Here is a 20,757-nt window from a genome sequence, read left to right on the forward strand (position 1 = left end):
AACGTTTCGTTGACAGCATGCCAAGCGGCCCTCCCCCGGATTGCCGCGCGCCCTGTTCCACACCTTTGGAGAGAGAGGTTTTCATGAAGCGTCATCTATTGGTCAATGCCGTCTGCGCCGCCCTTGCATTCCCGTCGCTTGCCCTGCCGTCGCTTGCGATCGCACAGAACAAGGACGAAGTGACCGAATTGAACAAGGTCACCGTGACAGGCTCGTTGATTCCCCGGTCGCAGGTCGAAACGGCCAGCCCGGTGTTCTCCATCACCGCCCAGGACATCCAGCGCCGCGGCTTCAAGGATGTCTATGACGTGCTGCGTTCGCAGCCGATGGCCACCGGCTCGGTGCAGGACGGCCAGTTCAGTGGCGGCTTCACCGCCGGCGCCAAATCGCTGAGCCTGCTCGGGCTGGACCCCGGCTTCACCCTGGTGCTGATCGACGGCCGGCCGATGGCCGACTACCCGCTGCTCTACAACGGCCAGAGCAACTTCGTCGATCTGGCCAGCGTGCCGGTGGGCATGGTCGAACGCATCGATGTGGCGCCCGGCAACCAGTCCTCGATCTACGGCTCCAGCGCCATTGCCGGTGTGGTCAACATCATCCTGAAGAAGCACGTCGACGGCGTGCAGATGAATTACCGCATGGGCACCTACGACGGTGGTGGCGGCAACAACCAGCGCTTCCAGCTCACCGGCGGCAGCACCCTCGGCAAGGCAGATATCGTCTGGGGCCTGCAGCTCAACAATCAGGACCCGATCTACGGCTACCAGCGGCGCGATTTCGATTCCACCTCCGACAATCCGGACCCGACCCTGCGCTATGGCTCGCGCATCGCACTGCACAACACGCCAACCACTTACATTGACCCGGGCGCCGCAAACTGCGATGCACTGGGCCCGCTGTTCAACGGCTCGGTGCAATACGACAACCGCGCTAATCGCGGCAACTTCTGCAGCAGCCGCACCGAGCCCGGTTACGCCAGCATCCTCAACAAGGAACGCAGCGCCAGCGGCTATGCCAACCTGACTTACGCTTTCAACGACAACACCCAAGGCTACGCAACGTTGCTGCTCAATCGCACCAAGGTGGAGGTCAACAGCGGCTCGCGCTTCTGGCAGACCTCCTCCGACACCGGTGGCTTGTTCTACAACCAGGACAGCCAGCAACTGGAAGGCTACCAGCGCATCTTCGCGCCCGAAGAAGCCGGTAGCCCGACCTTCAACAACGACCGCCAGACCGCCGATTCCTACAACATCGCCGCTGGCATCAAGGGCGGGCTGGGCGCCAGCAACTGGACCTACGATGCGTACTATGCGCGCGCCGAGTACCGCATCGACAGCCGCCAGCAATGGCCGTTGGCCGATCGCATCGAAGACTTCTTCCGCGAACAGTTCCTGGGCGCGCCACAGGGCGACTTCTCCGGCTACCCGATCTATTCGCCCAACGATGCCAACTTCTATCGCGCGTTGACGCCGGCGCAGTACCGCAGCTTCAACGACGAGATCCGCACCAAGTCCAGGACCTGGACCCAGAACGTCAACCTGCAACTCACCAATACCGAGTTGTTCACTCTGCCGGCCGGCGCCGTGGGTGTGGCCGGCGTGCTGCAGGCCGGCAACCAATACTGGGAAAATCCGACCGATCAACGCGTGATCGCTGGCGATTTCTACCAGCTGACCGGCACCCAGGGCAGCGGCAAGCGCGAGAACTGGGCGGCAGCGTTCGAAACGCGCGTGCCGATCCTGAGCACGCTCACCGCCAACCTGTCTGGCCGCTTCGACGACTACAAGAACCAGGGCGGTGGTAGCGATTCCAAGTTCACCTACAAGGCTGCGCTGGAATTCCGCCCGACCGATGCGCTGTTGTTCCGCGGCAACTACGCCACCGCGTTCAAGGCACCGGACATGGCGTTCACCTTTGCCGGCGATAGCGGCTTCTTCCAGGGTGTCAACGACTACTACCGCTGCGCGCTCGAAGAACCCGGCGTGCCGATCGCCGACTGCACCTACGCCGGCACCAGCATCCAGGGCCGCCGTGCCGGCAATCCCGAGCTGCAATCGATTACCGCCAAGTCCTTCGGCTATGGCGTGGTGTGGTCGCCTAGCGCGCGCTTCAGCGTCAATGCCGACTACTACAACATCAAGATCGACCAGAAAGTCAGCGACCTGAGCACCGACAATCTGTTGCAGACCGAATCGGCCTGCCGCCTGGGAAGCCTGGATATCGGCTCGCCCACCTGCGTGGATGCGTTGTCGCGCATCGATCGCACCGCAGCCGATGCCCCGGTCCCGAACCGCTTGAGCAATATCCGCATCAACCCGGTCAATATCTCCAACGAGGAAATCTCCGGCGTGCTCAGCAAGGCGACGTACAACCTGGCCACTGAATCCTGGGGCCTGTTTGTCTTCGACGCGCAATACAACTTGACACTCAAGCACGAAAGCCAGCAGTTCCCGCAAGACCCGGTGCGCGATCTGCTCAGCGAACCGTTCTTCTCCTCCGAGTTCCGCAGCATCGTCAATGCCTCGGTGACGTGGCAGAAAGATGCATGGACCACCACGCTGTTCGGCCAGCGCAATGGCCGCACGCCCAACTTCGTCGCGCAACAAAGCACCGATGGCTATGCGGTGGAAGGCGCACGCAAGGTCGGCGCGTGGACCACGCTCAATGCAACGCTGGACTATGCGGTCAACGACGACATCTCGCTGACGGCGACGATCAACAACCTGGCCGACACCCGGCCGCCGCGCGACCGCACCTACACCAGCTACCCGTACTACAACATCTTCAACTACACCGGTTACGGCCGTTCCTACATGCTGGAATTGAACTGGCGCTTCGGCGCGCACTGAGTCACTGCGTTGCATTCGTCCAGCGGCAGCCACAACGGCTGCCGCTGGCGTTTTTGGCCCGGGCACGTTTGGGGCAGGCACGTTCGGGGCAAGCAACACGCATCAGTCAGTTGTCCATCTGCTCCCAAGGCAAAGCGTCCAAGGCGTCGCACGCGTCGTCGCAGCCGGATTGTCTGCTGCACACCTGGGCAGAGTGCGTCGGACGTGCAGGCAGATTGAAGGCGCGCGCAGGTCTTCAGGCGTGGCGCCTCAGATCTGTTCGCCCCCGCTAACGCAAGCCCACGTCGATCAGGCCTGCCTGCAACAATGCCTGCCACAGCGGCTCCAGCTGCGTGGCATAACGTCGCCACTCTTCCACGTTGCGCCCATGCACGCCTTCGCGTACCTGCACGCTGCTGAGCGTGGCCGACGCGGCCGCATTGCGGGTGATATCGATCTGCCCAGGCTCGATCTCCAACCCACAGCGCAGCATCAACTGCTCCAGCACCGTAGACGGATCACGCACCATCTGCGCGTAGTCCACATCGATCACCCGGCCCGGCAACGCCACGCGCCATTGCGCCATCAACCCGTGATACGCCTGATAGTGACGCGCCAGCGTGTGCAGGTCGTAGCTGTAGGCATAGGAATCGCCGAACAGCGCGCGGTAATTGGAAAAACACACCGCCATCGGCTCGCGCACCAGATGCACGATCAACGCACCTGGCAAGGCACGCGCGATCGCGCCGATCGCCACCGCATTGGTCGGCAACTTATCGATGTACCAGCGCGCCGATCCGGCACGCCACTGCGTTTGTTCCAGATAGCGCGCGCCGATCTGCGCATAATCCAGCGTGGGAAGCGCCTGCAGCAGGCGCGCATCCAGCAGGCTGCGGCCGGCCTGGTCGGCACCCCAGCGCAACTGATGGCCGAAGTCGTTCAATTCGCCGGCCGACACGATCTGCGCATGATTGCCCAGCATTCGCTCCAGCACCGTGGTGCCCGAGCGCGGCAAACCGAGCACGAAGATCGGTTGCGGGCCTTGTGCGTTACTGGATTCCTGCGCGGCGAACACGCCTTGTTCGGCCAATGCGCCCAACTGCGTGTACAACGCTGCTTCTGCGTCGGCATCGTGGCGCAAGCGCGCATGCATCACCGCATTGCCATGCTGCAGGGCCTCCCAGGCGGCATCTGTCTGGCCGAGATCTTCCAGCTCCTTGTACAGCGCGAACGCCAGCCCGGCGCGATCTTCACTGTCGGGCTTGGCGAGCTGCAGCTGCTGACGTAACTGATCGAGATGATTGCTGCTTGCAGTCTGACGGCGTAGCCGCGCACGCGTCAGCGCGGCGCGGCCATAGCCCGGCGACAGCGCCAATGCGCGATCCAACGCCTGCGCTGCATCGTCTAGGCGATTATTGAATTGCAGTTGCACCGCAAGAAAGAAACGGAAGTCAGCACCATCGAAACCACAGGCCTGCGCGCGCTGCATCATGGCCAGTGCCTCGACATGTTCGCCGAGCGATTGATGCACATGCGCGAGCAGCGCCAGCGTGGCGCCGTCCTGGCACTGCATCACCGACGGATGCCGCAGCAACGCATGCAGTTCGCGGTGCTCGCCAACGCGCAACAAGGCTTGCGCCACACGGCAACGCATTGCCACGTCGTCGCCGAGGTCTCTGGCGGCAAGCCGTAACTGCGCAACCGCCTCGCGCATCTTGCCGTTGGCCAACACGGTGCCGGCCAATAGCACGCGTGCGGACACGTGGGTGGGGTTCACCGCCAGCAGCGCCTGCAATGCAGACGCCGCCACACCCAGGTCGCGACGTGCCAACGCGGCCTGGGCGGTCTGCCAGTGCACCGCGCCGGCGGACGCTGCCATCAGTTGGACAGATGCTCGATGGCGGCGACGCTGCCGAGGCGGTCGCCGAGCTTCTTCAGCAACGCGAGCCGATTGGCGCGCAGCTGCGCGTCCTCGGCATTGACCATTACTCCATCGAAGAACGCATCGACCTGCGGGCGCAGGCGCGCCAGGCGCGCGAGCACCGCAACATAGTCGTGGCGGTGCAGCGCATCGCCGGTATCGCCGATGGCCGCTTCCACTGCTTCGGCCAAGGCTTCTTCGGCCGGCTCACGCAGCAGGCTGGTGTCGATATCGCCGGGAATCTCGCCCTCGACCTTACGCAGGATGTTGCGGATGCGCTTGTTGGCCGCGGCCAGGGCTTCGGCTTCGGGCAGCGTGGCGAAGATGCCGATCGCATCGATGCGGCGGTCGAAGTCGTAGAGGGAACCGTGGGTCGCGCCCAGGTGCGCTCCTACGCCAAGCGCTGTAGGAGCGCCCTCGGGCGCGACCGAGAACAAGGCAGCGACCGCGTTGAAGTGCGTAGCAGGCACGCCCTTGTCTGCGTAGTAGCCGCGTAGGCGGTCGAGGATGAAGTCAAAAATTTCAGAAGCTAGCTGTGCGTATTGCGTAGAGTCGATATCAGAAATCGTTTCTTCGTTCTTTAGCGTAGCTTTTCTCACAAGGCGATCCCACGGCATCAACTTGGCCGCAGTTAGTAGCGTCGCCTTCAAATCCAGATCAAACCCACTCTCAATCACCGTCCGCGCCAAACCCAACGCATTGCGCCGCAACGCAAACGGATCCTTGTTGCCGGTCGGCTTCAGCCCAGCTGCAAACCCGCCGGCCAAGGTATCCAACCGCTCAGCAATCGCCAACACCTTGCCCAACGGCGACAACGCAATATCGTCGCCGGCAAAACGGGGTTGGTACGCTTCATCGATCGCCAGCGAAATCTCGCCAGGCTCGCCAGCAGCCTTGGCGTAATGCCGGCCGGCAATGCCCTGCAATTCGGGGAATTCGTTGACCATGCGCGACTGCAGGTCGTTCTTGGCCAATTCCGCGGCGCGACGCGCCTGCACCGGATCGGCACCCACTTGCGGAGCAATAATTTCGGCCAGCGCAGCCACGCGCGCCACCTTGTCGGCCACCGTACCCAGCTTGGCCTGATACGTGACGCTGGCCAGGCCCGCACCCATCGCCTCCAGCCCCTGCTTGAGGTCTTCGTCGAAGAAGAAATTGGCATCGGCAAAACGCGGACGGATCACCCGCTCGTAGCCCTTGGCGACTTCGGCCACGTCCTTGGAGACGATATTGGCGATGCCGATGAACTGCTCGGTCAACTTGCCGCCGTCGTCCAGCACCGGGAAGAATTTCTGATTGATCTCCATGGTTTCGATCAGCGCTTCCTGCGGCACCGCCAGGAAATCGCGCTCGAAGCTGCACAGCACCGCCGACGGCCACTCGACCAGGTTGACCACCTGCTGCAGATTGTCCTCGCTGATGCGCGCACTGCCGCCGGCCTGCTTTGCGGCCGCTTCGACTTCTTCGACGATGCGCGCACGGCGTGCGTCCGCATCCACCAGCACGTGCGCGGCGCGCAGCGCTTCGACGTAATCGCCCGGTGCTGCCAGCGCTATCTCGCCCTGATGCATGAAGCGATGCCCACGGGTGAGGCGATCGCCACGCACGCCCAGCAACTCTGCCGGGATCACCGCATCGCCGAACAGCAACACCAGCCACTGCACCGGCCGCGCGAAGGCGTATTCGTGCGCGCCCCAGCGCATCGGTTTCGGGATCGGCATGGCGGCGATGGCTTCGCGCAGGATGTCCGGCAACAAATCGGCGGTGCGCGCGCCCGGCGTCACCGCGCGATGCACGAAGCGCTCGCCCTTGGCATCGCTGGTGCGCTCCAGCGCGGTCCAGTCGATCCCGGCCTTGGCGGCGAAACCGGCCAGCGCCTTGGTCGGCTTGCCCTCGGCATCCAGCGCGATGTTGAGATACGGGCCCAGCACTTCGGAACGCTGTTCGGGCTGCTCGGTGGCCACGCCCGGCAGCAGCACCGCCAGACGGCGCGGTGTGGACAGCGGCTTGGCATCGCCACGCGTGACCGCGACGCCGCGCTTTTCCAAACCGGCCAGGACGCCATCGAAGAAGGCCTGCGCCAGACCCGGCAGCGCCTTGACCGGCAGCTCTTCGGTGCCCAATTCGATCAGCAGGGGAAGTTGTTCGCTCATAAGACGTGGACCTTTACGTGTTCCCTTCTCCCGTCGGGAGAAGGTGCCTCGAAGAGGCGGATGAGGGTGCGGGCGAAGCCTATGGAGTTTGAGTGCAAGAGGGCTTCGCCTCCGTACCCTCACCCCAACCCCTCTCCCGGTGGGAGAGGGGCTTGCTGGTCCTTCTCCCGCCGGGAGAAGGTGCCTCGAAGAGGCGGATGAGGGTACGGGCGAAGCTCTGTGGAGTTTGGGTGCATGAGGGCTACGCCCCGTACCCTCACCCCAACCCCTCTCCCGGTGGGAGAGGGCTTTGAGTTACTTCTTTACCCCGGGGAAGCCCAGCTTCTCCCGCTGTGCGTAATACGCCTGCGCCACGCCTTGCGACAACGTGCGCACGCGCAGGATGTAGCGCTGGCGTTCGGTCACGCTGATCGCGCGGCGCGCATCCAGCAGGTTGAAGGCGTGGCTAGCCTTGGTCACCTGCTCATACGCCGGCAGCGGCAAGCCGACCTCGATCAAGTGCTTGGCCTCGGCTTCGCAGGCGTCGAAGCGATGGAACAGCTCTTCCACATTGGCATGCTCGAAGTTGTAGGCGCTCTGCTCCACTTCGTTCTGGTGGTACACATCGCCATAGCTCACCGGGGTGCCGTCCGGGCCGTAGGTCCAGACCAGGTCGTAGACGTTGTCGCAGCTCTGCAGGTACATGCACAGCCGTTCCAGCCCATAGGTGATCTCGCCCAGCACCGGTTTGCACTCCAGCCCGCCAGCCTGCTGGAAGTAGGTGAACTGCGTGACCTCCATACCGTTGAGCCAGACTTCCCAGCCCAGGCCCCAGGCGCCGAGCGTCGGCGATTCCCAGTTGTCTTCGACAAAGCGCAGATCGTGCACCAGCGGGTCGATGCCCAGCGCCTGCAACGAGCCCAGATACAGGTCCTGGATGTTGTCCGGGTTGGGCTTCATCGCCACCTGGTACTGGTAATAGCGCTGCAGGCGGTTGGGATTTTCGCCGTAGCGGCCGTCGGTGGGGCGACGCGAGGGCTGCACGTAGGCGGCATTCCACGGCTCCGGCCCCAGCGCGCGCAGGAACGTGGCCGGATGGAACGTGCCCGCGCCCACTTCCAGGTCCAGCGGCTGGATCAGCACGCAGCCTTGCTCGGCCCAGTACTGGTTGAGGGTCTGGATCAGGCCCTGAAAAGTGATTGGAACGCGCCGGGAATCGGACATGCAGCAAGGGCCGTGCGGAAGGGGTGCGCTAGTATACCGGCCGACCCGCAGCGCTTTGCCGCGGAGTACCGCGGCAGGGGAACATCGAGCATGGAACAGCGGCGTACGGCCGATCCGGACAATGCAGTGGCACTGCTGCCACGCGGCCGGCTGATGTTCGACCCGGTCGCTGCCGCGTTGCTTGCCGATGGCATGGTGGTGCCGCACGAACACGAACGCGTGCAGTTCTCCGCCGCCGGCGTGCGCAACGCCAGCGAAGTGCATCCGCTGGTGCTGCTGGCCAACCTCAAGCTGCATGCCGCGCAGCCGCCGGCCGGCGAACTCGGCCTGGAACGGCTGACCGAATGGCTGGCCACCCGCACAGGCCTGCGTTATCTACGTATCGATCCCACCCGCATCGATGTGGCCGCGGTCACCGGCGTGGTGTCGCATGCCTACGCACGCCGCCACCGCATCCTGCCGCTGGCGCTGGACGCCGAGCGCGTGCTGATCGCCACCAGCGAGCCGCTGGCGCTGGAATGGCTGGCCGACGTGCAGCATCTGAGCCGTCGTCGGATCGAGCTGGCGCTGATCAACCCGCTGGACCTGCATCGCTACACGATGGAGCTCTTCGGCGTGACCCAGTCGGTGCGCGGCGCGCGTGGCGATGTGCGCAGCGCCGAGCCGGGCGCGGGCCTGCCCAGCTTCGAGCAATTGGTGGAGTTGGGCCGCGCCGGCGACGTCAATGCCGACGACCACCACATCGTGCATATCGTCGATTGGCTGCTGCAATACGCCTACGAACAACGGGCAAGCGACATCCATCTGGAGCCACGCCGCGAAGCCGGGCGCATGCGCTTCCGCATCGACGGGGTGCTGCACAAGGTGCTGGAAGTGCCGCCCTCGGTGATGACCGCGGTGGTCAGCCGCATCAAGGTGCTCGGCCGCATGGACCTGGCCGAACGCCGCCGCCCGCAGGACGGCCGCATCAAAACCCGTTCGCCGGGCGGGCGCGAGGTGGAAATGCGCCTGTCCACGATGCCCACCGCATTCGGCGAGAAGTGCGTGATGCGCATCTTCGACCCGGATTCGGCGTTCAAGAGCATCGAGCAGCTCGGTTTCAGCCCCGAAGAAGCCGCCGGCTGGAGCGCGCTGGTCGAGCGCCCGCACGGCATCGTGCTGGTCACCGGCCCGACCGGTTCAGGCAAGACCACCACGCTGTATTCCACGCTCAAGCGCCTGGCCACGCCGGATGTGAACGTGTGCAGCGTGGAAGACCCGATCGAAATGATCGCGCCGGAATTCAACCAGATGCAGGTCCAGCAGAACATCGATCTGGATTTTGCCAGCGGTGTGCGCACGCTGCTGCGGCAGGACCCGGACATCATCATGATCGGCGAAATCCGCGACCTGGAAACCGCGCAGATGGCGGTACAGGCCTCGCTCACCGGGCATCTGGTGTTGTCGACGCTGCACACCAACGACGCCGCCTCGGCGATCACCCGTTTGCTGGATCTGGGCGTGCCGCACTATCTGGTCGCCTCCACGCTCAACGGCGTGCTGGCGCAACGCCTGGTGCGCACCTTGTGCGTGCACTGCAAGCGCCCGCACACGCTCAGCGACGACGACTGGTCGGCGATCCGTGAGCCGGGCGAAGCGCTGCCGGAGGTGCTCAACGTGCACGCCCCGGTCGGCTGCCTGGAATGCCGCCGCACCGGCTATCTGGGGCGTGTGGGTTTGTACGAATTGCTGCCGGTGACCCCGCGCCTGCGCAGCCTGATCCGCGCCGACACCGACCTGGCCAGCTTCAGCCACGCCGCTCGCGGCGAGGGCTTGCGCACGTTGCGGCGGACAGGCCTGGAAAAGGTCGCCGCCGGGCTGACCACGGTGGAAGAGGTGCTGTCGGTGTTGCCGCCTCGGGAGTAGCGGATTGCGGGGGGTTTGCACAGTTATCGGCGCAGGCAACCCTCACCCCAACCCCTCTCCCGGCGGGAGAGGGGCTCACTCCGCGCCCCGGCCCGCGCTTGCGACGCGGGCGCCCGAAGGCACGCCCGCCAGTGGCACGCAAGCCGTGCCCTCTCGCCCGGCAGAGAGAGGGGGGCCAGCTCCCCGCCCAGCCAGCAAATCATCAACACATAGCCATCCGGCATAACCTTAGCTGGATGCGTTGGCTCGCCAGTTGAAAAAAACCGGCTGGAGCTGCATACAATCGGGCACATCAGTCGCCGCTGGATTTTTCGACCGCATGTCCGCCTTGCCGTTCCTGATCATCGAAACCGGGCACCCCGTGCCGGAGATGAAGCGATACGGCCGTTTTCCGCACTGGATCCGCGTGGCGGCCGGGCTGGCCGAGCGCGAGACCGTGGTCATCGATGTCGCCAATGGCGACCGCCTGCCGGATCGCGACGGCTTTGCCGGCACCATCGTCAGCGGCTCGGCCGCCTATGTCACCGACCGCGCCGAGTGGAGCGAACGCAGCGCCGACTGGCTGCGCGAGGCTGCCCACCAGGGCATGCCGCTGCTGGGCATCTGCTACGGGCACCAGCTGCTGGCACATGCGCTGGGCGGCGAGGTCGATTACAACCCGGCCGGGCGCGAGTCCGGCACCATCGCGCTGGAACTGCACCCGCCGGCCGAGCAAGACCCCTTGTTTGCCGGCCTGCCGGCCCATTTCCCCGCACACGCCACACATATGCAAACCGTGGTGCGCGCACCCGATGGCGCCATCGTGCTGGCGCATTCGCGCCAGGACCGTTGCCATGCGTTCCGCTGGGGCCAGGCCACCTGGGGCGTGCAGTTCCATCCGGAGTTCGCCACCCACCACATGCGCGGCTATGTGCAGGCGCGCGCCGAGTGCATCGCCCGCCACGGCCACTGCGCGCGTACGGTCGCCCGCGAGGTCACCGCCGCGCCGATCGCCCGCAAGCTGCTGCGCCGCTTCGTGCATCACGCACGCGGCCTGCAAACAGTGATCGCTCATCCCGCCGCGCACACGTAAAAGCAGCGATAATCGCCACACGCCGGATGGTCCGGTGCGTGTCGATCCGGAATGGGAATGAGCGAAATCCGCAAGGTGCCGGCGTCTGCCGGCGCAGAATGGCTGTTGACCGGTTTCTCGCTGCTGAAGCGGGCGCCGCTAGCGCTTGGCTCGCTGGGGGTGATCTGGAGCGTGACCGCCACCCTGGTGGTGTCGCTGTCGGTGCTGGTGCCGCTGCTCGGCCCGGCGTTGCAGTTCCTGCTAGTGCTGGCCGGCCCGTTGTTCATGGGCGGCATGCTGTGGGCGATCCGCGAGGTGGACGAAGGCCGCATCGCCAAACCGTCGCATTTGCTGCACGGCCTGCAGGACGGCCGCGCGCCGCATCTGCTGGTGTCGCTGCTGCCGCAGCTGATCGCCGGCCTGCTGCTGGGCGTGCTGCTGCTGGTGATGATCGGCGCCAACGGGCTGCAGCAATTGTCCGAGGTGATGGTCAAGATCAATCAGATCAGCCAGTCCGGCGCGCAGCCTGACCCGGTGCAGATCGAGCAGCTCGCCGCCAGCCTGCCGGCCGGCCGCATCCTGCTGTGGCTGCTGCTGACCATTGCCACCTTTGCGGCAATGACGCTGGCGCTATTCGTGATGCCGCCGCAGGTGATGTTCGACCGCAGCACCGGCGGCCACGCGCTGCGCGAGAGCCTGCGGGCCAGCCTGCACAACCTGCCGGCGATGCTGGTGTTTTTCGTGCTGGCCTTCATCAGCATCTTCGCGATCTATTTCGCAGTGATGATCGTGGCGCTGATCGTCGGCCTGGTGGCCGGTCAGACCGTGGCGATGTGGCTGGCCCAGCTGCTGCTGATGGCCGTGCTGATGCCGGTGTTCGCCGGCTCGGTCTACGCCGCCTGGAAGCAGATGTTCACGCACGACGGCAGCGTCGCCCAGCCGACCGCACCGTCGCGCCCGGACGTGTTTGCCGCCTGAAGTGTAGGAGCGCACTTGTGCGCGAACAAGCTTTCCCGGGAAAGCCTCAATCGCGCCCGGGTGCGCTCCTACGATGAGCGGCACCTTCGGTGCCAGCTAGCACCTGCGTTGGCCTGGCGCCTTGTGCAAACAGGCGTCCATTTTGCACACCCAGCCGTCGTCCTGACACGTCAAAGCACTGCGCTTTGGCTATCAAGCGCATATGTGCATGCGACCGGATCACTCGGGATCGTAGGAGCGCGCTTGTGCGCGATGAAGCTTTCCCGGGAAAGCTTCATCGCGCACAAGTGCGCTCCTACAAGGAGAGGCCTGGCACTGTCGGTGCCTGACGCGCGGCGCGCTAGGCGGCTTTCGGCCCGACCGCGCGTGAGGCGACGATGCCGAGCTCGTAGAGCAGGCACATCGGGATCGCGAGCATCAGCTGCGAGACCACGTCCGGCGGGGTGAGCACCGCGGCCAGGATGAAGATGCCGACGATGGCGTAGCCACGGCCTTCGCTCAGTTGCTTGGGCGTGACCCAGCCCAGCAGCACCAGGATCACCAGCGCCACCGGCAGCTCGAAGCTCGCGCCGAAGGCGAAGAAGATCGCCAGCACGAAATCCAGATAGGAATTGGCATCCGGGGTAATGGCGATCACGTCCGGCTTGAACGTGGTCAGGAAGTGGAACACCGCCGGCAGCACCAGGAAATACGCGAAGGCGCAGCCGATATAGAACAACGCCACCGCTGAGGCCAGCAGCGGAAACGCCAACTTCTTTTCGCGCTGATACAGGCCCGGCGCCACGAACGCCCAGGCCTGATACAGCAGCCACGGCACGCTGAAGAACACCGCCACGAAGAAGGTCAGCTTGAGCGGGGCGAAGAACGCGCCGGCCGGATTCATCGCGATCATCGTCTGCCCCAGCGGCAGCTGCGAAATCAGCGGCGCCGCCAGCCAGGAATAGATCGCGCGGGAGAACGGCAGCAGCGCCAACAGCACCACGCCCAGGCCGATCAGCGCGCGCACCAGGCGCGCGCGCAACTCGACCAGATGCTCGATCAGACTGCTTTCGGCCTGTGCGTCGTCGAACAGGCTCACGGCTGCTTCTCCTGGATCTTGGTCGGCTCGGTCGGCTCTGTCGCGGTGCTCGGCTCGAGCGGCGTGCTCGCATCGATGGGTGCGGCAGTCACCGGCGCATGCGCGCTGGTGAGATGTGCGGCATGCGGTGCCGGCACCACGGGGTCATGCGGGGCCGGTACCAACGTTTGATGGGGCGCCGGGGCGATTGGCTGTGCCTGTGCAATCACCGGTGCCGCAGCCGCTGGTGCAGCGACGGCGGCCACTTCCGGCGTTCCTGCCGCCGACGTCCCTGCGACCGACTCAGCACTGGTCCCAGCCGACAGATCCGCATGCGCCAGCTCCAGCGGCGTCGCCACCGGTGTCGCACTGCTGCGGATATCGATATCGCGGCCCACCTCGTCATGCAGCGCGCGAGCGCCCTGCTCCAGGTGCTGCTGCTTGTTGCGCAACTGGTCTTCGGCCTCGCGCAGCGAGGTCTGCACGTCCTGCAGGCTGCGCTTGAGCTCTTCGGCCTCCAACTCGCGCTCCAGTTCCTGCTTGACCGAATCCCATTGCATGCGCGCGCGGCGCACCCACAATCCGGCAAACCGGGCCGCCTTGGGCAAACGCTCGGGACCGAGCACCACCAGGGCGACGATCGCGATCAGCGTCAGTTCGCCAACACCTATGTCAAACACCGACGCCGCTCCGGATCAACGCGCGTCGCGGTCGCGCTCGGCCTGCGCCTCACGCGCCTGCTCGGCCGTGCGTGCGTCGTCGCCGAGCTTTGCGGCCGGCTTGTCGTCGTCGTGCATGCCTTTCTTGAATTCCTTGACCGCGCTGCCGAGATCCTTGGCACCGCTGGTGAGCCGCTTGGTACCGAACACCAGCAACACGATCACCAGCACGATCAGCCAGTGCCAAATGCTGAAACCGCCCATGATCTGCTCGCTTGCTGAAAAGAAGGAAGACGCAGGATACCCCAGCGCACCGCGCAGGGGGATGACAGCGGTTTAGCGGTTGCCGTCCAGCGATTCGGTGCGAATTTCGCCATCGGAGACCGGTTGGAATCCCTGTTGCGGCGGCGGCGTGGCGCTGGGCTGCATCGGCACGGTGCTGGCCTCGTTGGCCGGCGGCGGCGGGGTGCTCGCGGCCTGTGCCGGTGGCGGGGTCTGCGGACGCGGTGCAGGTGCGGTGCCCTCGGCGGCGCCGTCGGTGCCGCGATTGGCGCGCGCGGTGTAAGTGGCCTCTTCCAGGCGATCGCGGAAGGCGATCACGTCGGTGGACGCGCGCTCGTTGGTGCGGCCTTCGAAGATCATGCGCGGGGTGGCGCCGCCACCGTAGGCATTCAGATCGGCGGCATCGTCGATTTGCAGGATCGCGCCATCCAGTGCGACGCCGGCGAACAGGCCACGGGCGCGCGACCACGACCAGATTTCAGCCTTGAGCTGGCCGTCGGTGGCGGCGGCGGCATTGCGGCCGACCGGGCCGGCGGCCACGCCGGCATCTGCGCCAAGGGTGAACTTGCCGTTGACGATGTTGTCCAGGCTGCGGTCGTTGCGGAACACCAGCACCACATCGGAGGACTGCACGCCGGCCTGGAAGCCGATGCTGCCGCCGGTGAGCTTGACGAACACCGGCTGCGACCAGCTGCCGTCGGCGTTCTTCATCGACATCAAGCCGTGGCCGCGACGGCCGCCGATCACCAGACCGGCCTTGAGCGTGTCGGGGATGACCACGATGGCGCGCGCCTCGTCGAGCAGCTTGTCCGGGATGGACTGCTCGGGGATCTTCATGATCTCGTTGAGCACGCGAACCGCGTTACGCGCGCGCTGGTCCTCTTCCGGGCCGGCAACGGCATGGCCGGCGGCGAAGGTCAACGACAACAACAGGGCCAGGCGCGACAAACGGGGCATGACAAGCTCCAAAGGACGATCCGTCAAAGATAGCAATGGCGCGACGTTAGTGGTGGCGCAATGAATCGGTGGTGAGCGCAACCGGGCGATCAAGAGGCCGTCAATGAGGTCGATCGGTGTGCTGTCCTCGGCAGCGCTGCTGCGCTCTGCCAGAATACTCGGCATGAATACCACCTCCGATACCGCCCTGCTGGTCGTCAATCTCGGCACCCCCGAGTCGCCCACCGCCCCGGCCGTGCGCCGCTACCTGGCCGAGTTCCTCAGCGACCGCCGCGTGGTCGCGATCCCACCGCTGTTCTGGAAGCCGCTGCTGTACGGGGTGATCCTGCCGATCCGCGGGCCCAAGTCGGCGGAGAAATACGCCAAGGTGTGGCTGCCGGACGGCTCGCCGTTGGCGGTGTACACGCGTCGCCTGGCCGAGGGTCTGAAAGAGGTGATGCCCGACTGGCATGTGGAATGGGCCATGCGTTACGGCCAGCCGGCGCTGCGCAAAACGCTGGACGGTCTGCGTGCGCGCGGCATCAAGCGCATCGTGGTGCTGCCGCTGTATCCGCAGTATTCGACCACCACCACCGCCTCGATCCAGGACGTGATCGATGCCTGGCGCCCGAGCGCGCCGGAGATCGCGGTGGAGGTGATCCAGGACTATTGCGAAGACGCCGGCTGGGTCGCAGCGATCGCCGATTCCATCCGTGCGCACTGGCAGGCGCATGGACGCAGCGAGAAGCTGATGTTCTCCTTCCACGGGCTGCCGCAGCGCGTGGCCAATGCCGGCGACCCGTACCCGCAGCAATGCGAGCGCAGCGCGCAGGCGATCGTCGCCGCGCTGGGCCTGAGCGCGGACGACTGGGAGATGGGTTACCAGTCGCGCTTCGGCGCGGAGCGCTGGCTGCAGCCCTACGCCGAACCGACGCTGTGGAAACTGGCCGAAGGTGGCGTGCGCAGCTTCGATCTGGTCTGCCCGGGCTTTGCCACCGATTGCCTGGAAACACTGGAAGAAGTGGCCTTGGGCTTTGCCGAAACGCTGGCCGAGCGTAACGCCACACTGAGTTATATCCCCTGTCTCAACGCCAGCCCGGCACATGCGCAGGCACTGGCCGCGTTGGCACGTCGCGTATGAGGTTGGAGCCGTTTGCGTGCGAGCTGCCGATTGGTCAGATCACAGGGTTGCGCAATCACGCGCGCGGCCCGCGCCGGATGCTGGCACTGCATGGCTGGCTCGACAACGCGGCCAGCTTTCTACCGCTAAGCGCGCACCTGCACGCGCAGGATCTGGATCTGGTGCTGCTCGATCTACCTGGTCACGGCCATAGCGCGTGGTTGCCGACCGGTGCCGAATACACGCTCAGCAGCGCGATCGGGATTCTGCTGCAGGTGGCCGATGCGCTGGGCTGGGAGCGCTTCAGCGTGCTCGGCCACTCGCTGGGCGGCGGCGTTGCCAGCCTGCTCGCGGCCGCGGCGCCGGAACGCGTGGAGGCCTTGATCGCGATCGAGGCATTGGGCGCGCTGGCCGAGCCGGTGGAAAGCACCGCCACCCGCCTGCGCGATGCGGTGGCCTCGGCTCGCACGCTGGCGCAGCGGCCGCTGCGGGTGTTCCCGTCGATGGAGATGCCGGTACGCGCACGCATGATGGCCAACCAGCTCACCGAACCGGCCGCACGACTGCTGGTGGAGCGCGGCGTGCGCGCGGTCGAAGGCGGCTATAGCTGGTGCAGCGACCCGCGCCTGACCTTGCCGACCGCAATCCGCATGACCGAGGCGCAGATCGACGTGCTGCTGGCCTCCATCGCCTGCCCGACCCAGGCCATCTTCGCCACGCCGGCGCAGGTGTATTTCCCGGATGCGTTACGCGATCACCGCGTGGCGCTGATGCGCGATGCGCGCCTGCATCTTCTGCCCGGCACGCACCACGTGCATATGGAAACGCCGGAAGCGGTGGCGGCGGTGATCAATGGGTTTTTGGCCGAGTTGATGCCGCGCGAGTGATGGTCGATGCGGGTTGTGCCTGCACGCGAACACGCATTGCCATCGCAGCATGGGTGTCATCAGGCTTGTGACTGGCGGTGCGACACACCACCCATCACTCGGCCTGCAACAACCGCCGCAACTGCGCCTTGAGTTGGCGGCCGTGCTCGTGGAAATAACTGCGTTCGTCGCGCCAGGCGGGAAAGCGCTGTTCCACTTCGGCCCAGAACGCGGGCGAGTGGTTGGCCTGCAGCAGATGACAGAGCTCGTGCACCAGCACGTATTCGAATGCGGACGGGCGGCCGAGCACCAGCGCCAGATCCAGCGCCATCGAGCCATCCGGTGCGAGCGAGCCCCACTGCGAAGACATCACTTTCAGCCGCACCCGTGCCGGTGCGCGCGGCAAGCCAGGCAGATAAGTCGGCAGCCAACGGCCGACATCGGCACGTGCCTGTGCTTCGTAAAATTCCTTCAACGTGCGGCGCAGACCTGCATCGCCCAGTCGGGTGGGCACATGGAATTGCGCGCCGTCATCAGTGAGTTCGATGCGTGCGTAGCGCCCGTCGTGCCAGCTCAGCGGCAGCAAGGCGCCGCGTAACGGCAGCAGCCCCGGCACGCCACGCTCCAGCGCGGGGAAGGCATCCACCTGCTGATAGCGCGACAGCTGCGTGCTCAGCCACTCCAGGTGCGCCAGCAAAAAACGTTCGCCGGAAATCAGGCTGGCGCGGATCGGCAGCGTCAGCCGGGCGCCGCGTTCGTCCACACTGAGCTTGATGCGCCGCGCACGCGGGTCGCGCACGCGCAGCACCTCGATCTGGCGCCCTTCCAGTTCAAGACGCACGCAGTCGCGTTCGACAAGCTGCGGTGTGGGCGCGATGAGGCGGCGGACGGGCTTGAACATGGGCACAGGATAGCGCTGCGATGTGTCAGGTGGTGAGATGGAATGATTGAGACATTCGATGACGGCGCGCGCGTGATCTGTGGTGGCACTGCATCCATCACGCCATACTTGGCGCAATGCGCAAGGCGCAGCTCAACGTGCCCTCAACCGCTCGGCTTGGGAACATCCAAACAAAGCTGGCGCTCAAGCTCTCGGTTGTCTTGAGAGGTGGTTAAACGGTGTGGATGCGTCTGTTGTTGGGCGGCTGATCTGCGGCTTGGCTGGAGGGCCCTTGCCCGCCCACCATCGCGGGACACGCCGCAAGTACGTCCATGTAGGCTCTTACGCGGCATCCATGCCGCGTAAGGTCCCGCGACGGTGAGCGGGCAAGGACCAGTCGAGATGGTCGGTGTGCAGAGTGCAAGCAAAGCACGACCTGCGTTGTTTGGATAACGGCGCGTCCGCTCAGCTTCCCAAAACAAGCCGAGCAACGGACAAGCTCTTAATAAAACAACCGACTGACTGTCTGGTGCGGTGTCCTCACCGCTTGCGGGACCATGTGGCGGCATGGATGCCGCCACTGAGCCTCCACGGACGGATTCACGGCGTGTCCTGCAAGTGGTGAGGGCACCGCGCCCTCGACTCACCGAGAGCTTTTGATTTACGGCTCGGATCGCGCCTCAACGACGCCACTGTTCGAATTTTGGTTACTCGGCCTTGCTCAGCTTCAACGCGGTTTCCAGCAACAGGAACAGGCGGCGCACTTCGGCGCTCATCAGCGCGAAGCGGGCGTCGAGTTCGGCGCGTGCGCCGTCGTCGTCGCTGTGTTCGAGCTGGTCCAGTGCGCCGTCGAGGAACTTGAGCTTGCGAATCACCAGATCGTCGCCGAGCACGAACGACAGATTGTCGTCCAGCACCAGCGCCAGCTTGGTGACCTGCTTGCCGGATTCCAGGTGCTTGTCGATCTCCTCGCCGCGCAGTTCCTGGTGCTGGCACTTGACCACCGCGCCGCCTTCGATCGGATCCTTCATCTCGCATTCTTCGCCCAGGCTGAGGCCTTCGGGCAAGGGCTCGCCGGCGATCCAGCCGGTGAGGATGGCGCGCGGTGCGACTTCGGCATTCAACGGCAGCGCCGGGAAGCTGCCGAGCGCGCCGCGGATCTCGCTCATCACGTTCTCACCGCTCTTGCGGCTGGAGCTGTTGACCGCGATGTAGCCGTGCTGCAGATCCAGGATGGCATCGGTACGCGAGCTCTTGACGAAGGCGCGAGGCAACAGCTCATGGATCAGGTCGTCCTTGAGGCGCTTGCGTGCCTTGCCGCCGGGGCGACGGCCTTCCTTCTCTTCGATCTCGGCGACCTTGCGCTCGAGCAGGTCGTTGACCACCGCGCCGGGCAGGATCTTGTCCTCGCCACCGACGGTGAGCCAGAGGAAATCTTCCAGACGATGCGAGAGCACGTCCTGCTCATCGCGGCCGAACGGGGAGATGAAACCGCGTGAGCTCATTTCCAGCGGGCCGACCGGCTTGAGCTGCACTTGCGGCAGCAGCGTGTCGATCTCGGAGAAATCCAGCGTGGTGGGAAAGCGAAACAAGGTGAGATTGCGAAAGAACATGCGTCAGACCGAAGAGGAGGAAACGTGGAGGGTGGAAGACGGACGGCGGCCGGACGGGCCGCGTCAGTCGCTGTCGTGTGTGATATCGCTTGCGGCGAGCCAGGCGTTGGAGTCGGGATCAGGCGGTGCTGCGTCATTGCAGCGGCCCAGCGACAGGAAATCGAACAGCGTGCGGTCGGCCAGTTGCTCGGGCCGCACATCGCCCAGCGCGCGGGCGATCTGTTCGACCCGCCCGGGCTGCTCGCGATCCCAGTGCTGCAACATGCGGCCGACCTGCTGGCGCTGCAAATTTTCCTGGCTGCCGCACAGGTTGCACGGAATGATCGGGAACCGGCGCGCCTGCGCGTAGGCGGCGATGTCGGCCTCGCGCACATAGGCCAGCGGGCGGATCACCACATGCTGGCCATCGTCGCTGCGCAGCTTGGGTGCCATCGCCGCGAGCCGGGCGTGGTGAAACAGGTTCATGAAGAACGTGGCCACGATGTCGTCGCGATGATGACCGAGCGCGATCTTGGTCACGCCGTGCGCCTGCGCATAGGCATACAGCGCGCCGCGTCGCAGCCGCGAGCACAACGAACACATGGTCTTGCCGGCCGGAATCACCCGGCTGACCACCGAATAGGTGTCCTGCTCGACGATGTCGAACGGCACGTCCAGACCGCGCAGATAGCTCGGCAACACGTGGGCAGGGAAGTCCGGCTGCTTCTGGTCCAGATTCACCGCCACCAGGGTGAACGGCACCGGCGCCTTGCGCTGCAGGTGCAGCAGCATGTCCAGCAAGGTGTAGCTGTCCTTGCCGCCGGACAGGCACACCATGATCTTGTCGCCGGCGGCGATCATGCCGAAATCGGCAATCGCCTGGCCCACCTGGCGCTGCAGGCGTTTACCCAGGCGCAGCTGTTCACGCTGCAGCCGCTGGCGCGGGTCGCGCGGCGCAGGGTCGGCCAGGGGTTGCGGCAGCGGCAGGACAGCGGTCATAAGCCGGCCATTGTAGCTGCCCCGAGCGCGGCGGGCCGGGGCGCGGCGCTTGCGGCTGAATGAGCGGTCAGTCGCTTGTGGGTGGGGCGTGCTGCGGTCGTTCGCCGTGCCGCATGGCGAGCGAGCCCATCACGGCTGCGCGGTGCGCCGCGGGGACGGTTGCACGGTGAACATCTCGCAGCGCAGCAAGCCTTTCTGCGCCGGGCTGGGTAAAGTCCGGCAGACCGCTTCACTCGGGATCGGCATGGCATCTTCGGCTTCGCTGCATGGCGCGGCTTTTTTCAGTCGCGATTTTGGTAGCGCTAACATTTGTAGGAGTTCGACCGT

16 protein-coding genes and 1 pseudogene are annotated in these 20,757 nt (G+C 65.4%); 6 read left to right on the plus strand and 11 right to left on the minus strand.

Going from position 1 to position 20,757, the window contains the following annotated elements; translation table 11 throughout:
* The first annotated feature begins 83 nt into the window (after positions 1 to 83).
* Positions 84 to 2,849 carry a TonB-dependent receptor plug domain-containing protein gene (locus tag AC1KVG_RS20845; RefSeq protein ID WP_481095682.1) on the plus strand — a complete coding sequence of 922 codons (2,766 nt, stop codon included), beginning with the start codon at positions 84 to 86 and terminating at the stop codon, positions 2,847 to 2,849.
* Between the two features lie 268 nt (positions 2,850 to 3,117).
* Here the strand turns inward: AC1KVG_RS20845 and AC1KVG_RS20850 are convergent, their stop codons facing one another.
* The 3 genes from AC1KVG_RS20850 to glyQ all read right to left on the minus strand — a co-directional run bounded on the left by AC1KVG_RS20850 (position 3,118) and on the right by glyQ (position 8,105).
* Complete coding sequence (locus AC1KVG_RS20850; RefSeq protein WP_481095683.1) at positions 3,118 to 4,707, minus strand: tetratricopeptide repeat-containing sulfotransferase family protein; 1,590 nt, start codon at positions 4,705 to 4,707, stop codon at positions 3,118 to 3,120.
* Positions 4,707 to 6,902 carry a glycine--tRNA ligase subunit beta gene (gene glyS / locus AC1KVG_RS20855; protein ID WP_481095684.1) on the minus strand — a complete coding sequence of 732 codons (2,196 nt, stop codon included), beginning with the start codon at positions 6,900 to 6,902 and terminating at the stop codon, positions 4,707 to 4,709. The genes AC1KVG_RS20850 and glyS overlap by 1 nt, the downstream gene beginning before the upstream one ends.
* A gap of 294 nt (positions 6,903 to 7,196) precedes the next feature.
* Positions 7,197 to 8,105, minus strand: a complete 909-nt coding sequence (glyQ, locus tag AC1KVG_RS20860) for a glycine--tRNA ligase subunit alpha (protein ID WP_104551668.1) — start codon at positions 8,103 to 8,105, stop codon at positions 7,197 to 7,199.
* A gap of 90 nt (positions 8,106 to 8,195) precedes the next feature.
* Here glyQ and AC1KVG_RS20865 point away from each other — a divergent pair, with 90 nt between their 5' ends.
* The 3 genes from AC1KVG_RS20865 to AC1KVG_RS20875 all read left to right on the plus strand — a co-directional run bounded on the left by AC1KVG_RS20865 (position 8,196) and on the right by AC1KVG_RS20875 (position 12,039).
* Entirely contained in the window at positions 8,196 to 10,010 is a 1,815-nt protein-coding gene (locus tag AC1KVG_RS20865; protein ID WP_481095685.1) for a GspE/PulE family protein, read from the plus strand.
* Between the two features lie 319 nt (positions 10,011 to 10,329).
* Positions 10,330 to 11,082, plus strand: coding sequence for a glutamine amidotransferase (locus AC1KVG_RS20870; protein ID WP_115039110.1), 753 nt, complete (start codon positions 10,330 to 10,332; stop codon positions 11,080 to 11,082).
* 57 nt (positions 11,083 to 11,139) lie between these two features.
* A complete protein-coding gene (locus tag AC1KVG_RS20875; protein ID WP_074056371.1) occupies positions 11,140 to 12,039 on the plus strand; it encodes a BPSS1780 family membrane protein in 900 nt (299 codons plus the stop codon).
* A gap of 340 nt (positions 12,040 to 12,379) precedes the next feature.
* Here the strand turns inward: AC1KVG_RS20875 and tatC are convergent, their stop codons facing one another.
* From tatC to AC1KVG_RS20895, 4 genes are all read right to left on the minus strand, one after another.
* Positions 12,380 to 13,117, minus strand: a complete 738-nt coding sequence (gene tatC, locus AC1KVG_RS20880) for a twin-arginine translocase subunit TatC (protein WP_006449088.1) — start codon at positions 13,115 to 13,117, stop codon at positions 12,380 to 12,382.
* A complete protein-coding gene (gene tatB / locus AC1KVG_RS20885) occupies positions 13,114 to 13,776 on the minus strand; it encodes a Sec-independent protein translocase protein TatB (protein WP_481095686.1) in 663 nt (220 codons plus the stop codon). Before tatB ends, tatC begins: the two co-directional genes overlap by 4 nt.
* Before the next feature lie 15 nt (positions 13,777 to 13,791).
* Positions 13,792 to 14,019: a Sec-independent protein translocase subunit TatA gene (tatA, locus tag AC1KVG_RS20890; protein WP_006449086.1), complete on the minus strand. Its 228-nt coding sequence runs from the start codon at positions 14,017 to 14,019 to the stop codon at positions 13,792 to 13,794.
* A gap of 72 nt (positions 14,020 to 14,091) precedes the next feature.
* Positions 14,092 to 14,994 (minus strand): lipid-binding SYLF domain-containing protein, encoded by a 903-nt coding sequence (locus AC1KVG_RS20895; RefSeq protein ID WP_043907489.1) that lies wholly within the window; start codon positions 14,992 to 14,994, stop codon positions 14,092 to 14,094.
* Positions 14,995 to 15,148: 154 nt separating this feature from the next.
* On the opposite strand from AC1KVG_RS20895, the gene hemH reads away from it, so the two are divergent.
* Positions 15,149 to 16,114 (plus strand): ferrochelatase, encoded by a 966-nt coding sequence (gene hemH, locus AC1KVG_RS20900; RefSeq protein ID WP_481095692.1) that lies wholly within the window; start codon positions 15,149 to 15,151, stop codon positions 16,112 to 16,114.
* Positions 16,111 to 16,980 (plus strand): alpha/beta fold hydrolase, encoded by an 870-nt coding sequence (locus AC1KVG_RS20905; protein WP_481095687.1) that lies wholly within the window; start codon positions 16,111 to 16,113, stop codon positions 16,978 to 16,980. The genes hemH and AC1KVG_RS20905 overlap by 4 nt, the downstream gene beginning before the upstream one ends.
* Before the next feature lie 94 nt (positions 16,981 to 17,074).
* On the opposite strand, the gene AC1KVG_RS20910 is transcribed toward AC1KVG_RS20905, so the two are convergent.
* The 4 genes and pseudogenes from AC1KVG_RS20910 to AC1KVG_RS20925 all read right to left on the minus strand — a co-directional run.
* Positions 17,075 to 17,860 carry a YgjP family zinc-dependent metalloprotease gene (locus AC1KVG_RS20910; protein WP_481095688.1) on the minus strand — a complete coding sequence of 262 codons (786 nt, stop codon included), beginning with the start codon at positions 17,858 to 17,860 and terminating at the stop codon, positions 17,075 to 17,077.
* A gap of 686 nt (positions 17,861 to 18,546) precedes the next feature.
* The gene (locus tag AC1KVG_RS20915; protein WP_481095689.1) at positions 18,547 to 19,452 is read right to left on the minus strand and encodes a recombination-associated protein RdgC; all 906 of its coding nucleotides are present in this window, start codon (positions 19,450 to 19,452) and stop codon (positions 18,547 to 18,549) included.
* A gap of 63 nt (positions 19,453 to 19,515) precedes the next feature.
* A complete protein-coding gene (ttcA, locus tag AC1KVG_RS20920; RefSeq protein WP_481095690.1) occupies positions 19,516 to 20,430 on the minus strand; it encodes a tRNA 2-thiocytidine(32) synthetase TtcA in 915 nt (304 codons plus the stop codon).
* Positions 20,431 to 20,559: 129 nt separating this feature from the next.
* Positions 20,560 to 20,757, minus strand: a pseudogene (locus AC1KVG_RS20925) (hypothetical protein); the annotation flags it as partial.

The sequence above is a fragment of the Xanthomonas sp. NCPPB 3959 genome, assembly GCF_056675575.1.

Bases quoted from the DNA above. Each gene is read 5' to 3' on its own strand.
- glyS (WP_481095684.1), bottom strand. From the start codon at position 6,902: ATGAGCGAACAACTTCCCCTGCTGATCGAATTGGGCACCGAAGAGCTG.
- AC1KVG_RS20910 (WP_481095688.1), bottom strand. From the start codon at position 17,860: ATGTTCAAGCCCGTCCGCCGCCTCATCGCGCCCACACCGCAGCTTGTC.
- AC1KVG_RS20915 (WP_481095689.1), bottom strand. From the start codon at position 19,452: ATGTTCTTTCGCAATCTCACCTTGTTTCGCTTTCCCACCACGCTGGAT.
- AC1KVG_RS20870 (WP_115039110.1), top strand. From the start codon at position 10,330: ATGTCCGCCTTGCCGTTCCTGATCATCGAAACCGGGCACCCCGTGCCG.
- ttcA (WP_481095690.1), bottom strand. From the start codon at position 20,430: ATGACCGCTGTCCTGCCGCTGCCGCAACCCCTGGCCGACCCTGCGCCG.
- AC1KVG_RS20875 (WP_074056371.1), top strand. From the start codon at position 11,140: ATGAGCGAAATCCGCAAGGTGCCGGCGTCTGCCGGCGCAGAATGGCTG.
- AC1KVG_RS20895 (WP_043907489.1), bottom strand. From the start codon at position 14,994: ATGCCCCGTTTGTCGCGCCTGGCCCTGTTGTTGTCGTTGACCTTCGCC.
- AC1KVG_RS20845 (WP_481095682.1), top strand. From the start codon at position 84: ATGAAGCGTCATCTATTGGTCAATGCCGTCTGCGCCGCCCTTGCATTC.
- tatA (WP_006449086.1), bottom strand. From the start codon at position 14,019: ATGGGCGGTTTCAGCATTTGGCACTGGCTGATCGTGCTGGTGATCGTG.
- AC1KVG_RS20850 (WP_481095683.1), bottom strand. From the start codon at position 4,707: ATGGCAGCGTCCGCCGGCGCGGTGCACTGGCAGACCGCCCAGGCCGCG.
- glyQ (WP_104551668.1), bottom strand. From the start codon at position 8,105: ATGTCCGATTCCCGGCGCGTTCCAATCACTTTTCAGGGCCTGATCCAG.
- AC1KVG_RS20865 (WP_481095685.1), top strand. From the start codon at position 8,196: ATGGAACAGCGGCGTACGGCCGATCCGGACAATGCAGTGGCACTGCTG.
- AC1KVG_RS20905 (WP_481095687.1), top strand. From the start codon at position 16,111: ATGAGGTTGGAGCCGTTTGCGTGCGAGCTGCCGATTGGTCAGATCACA.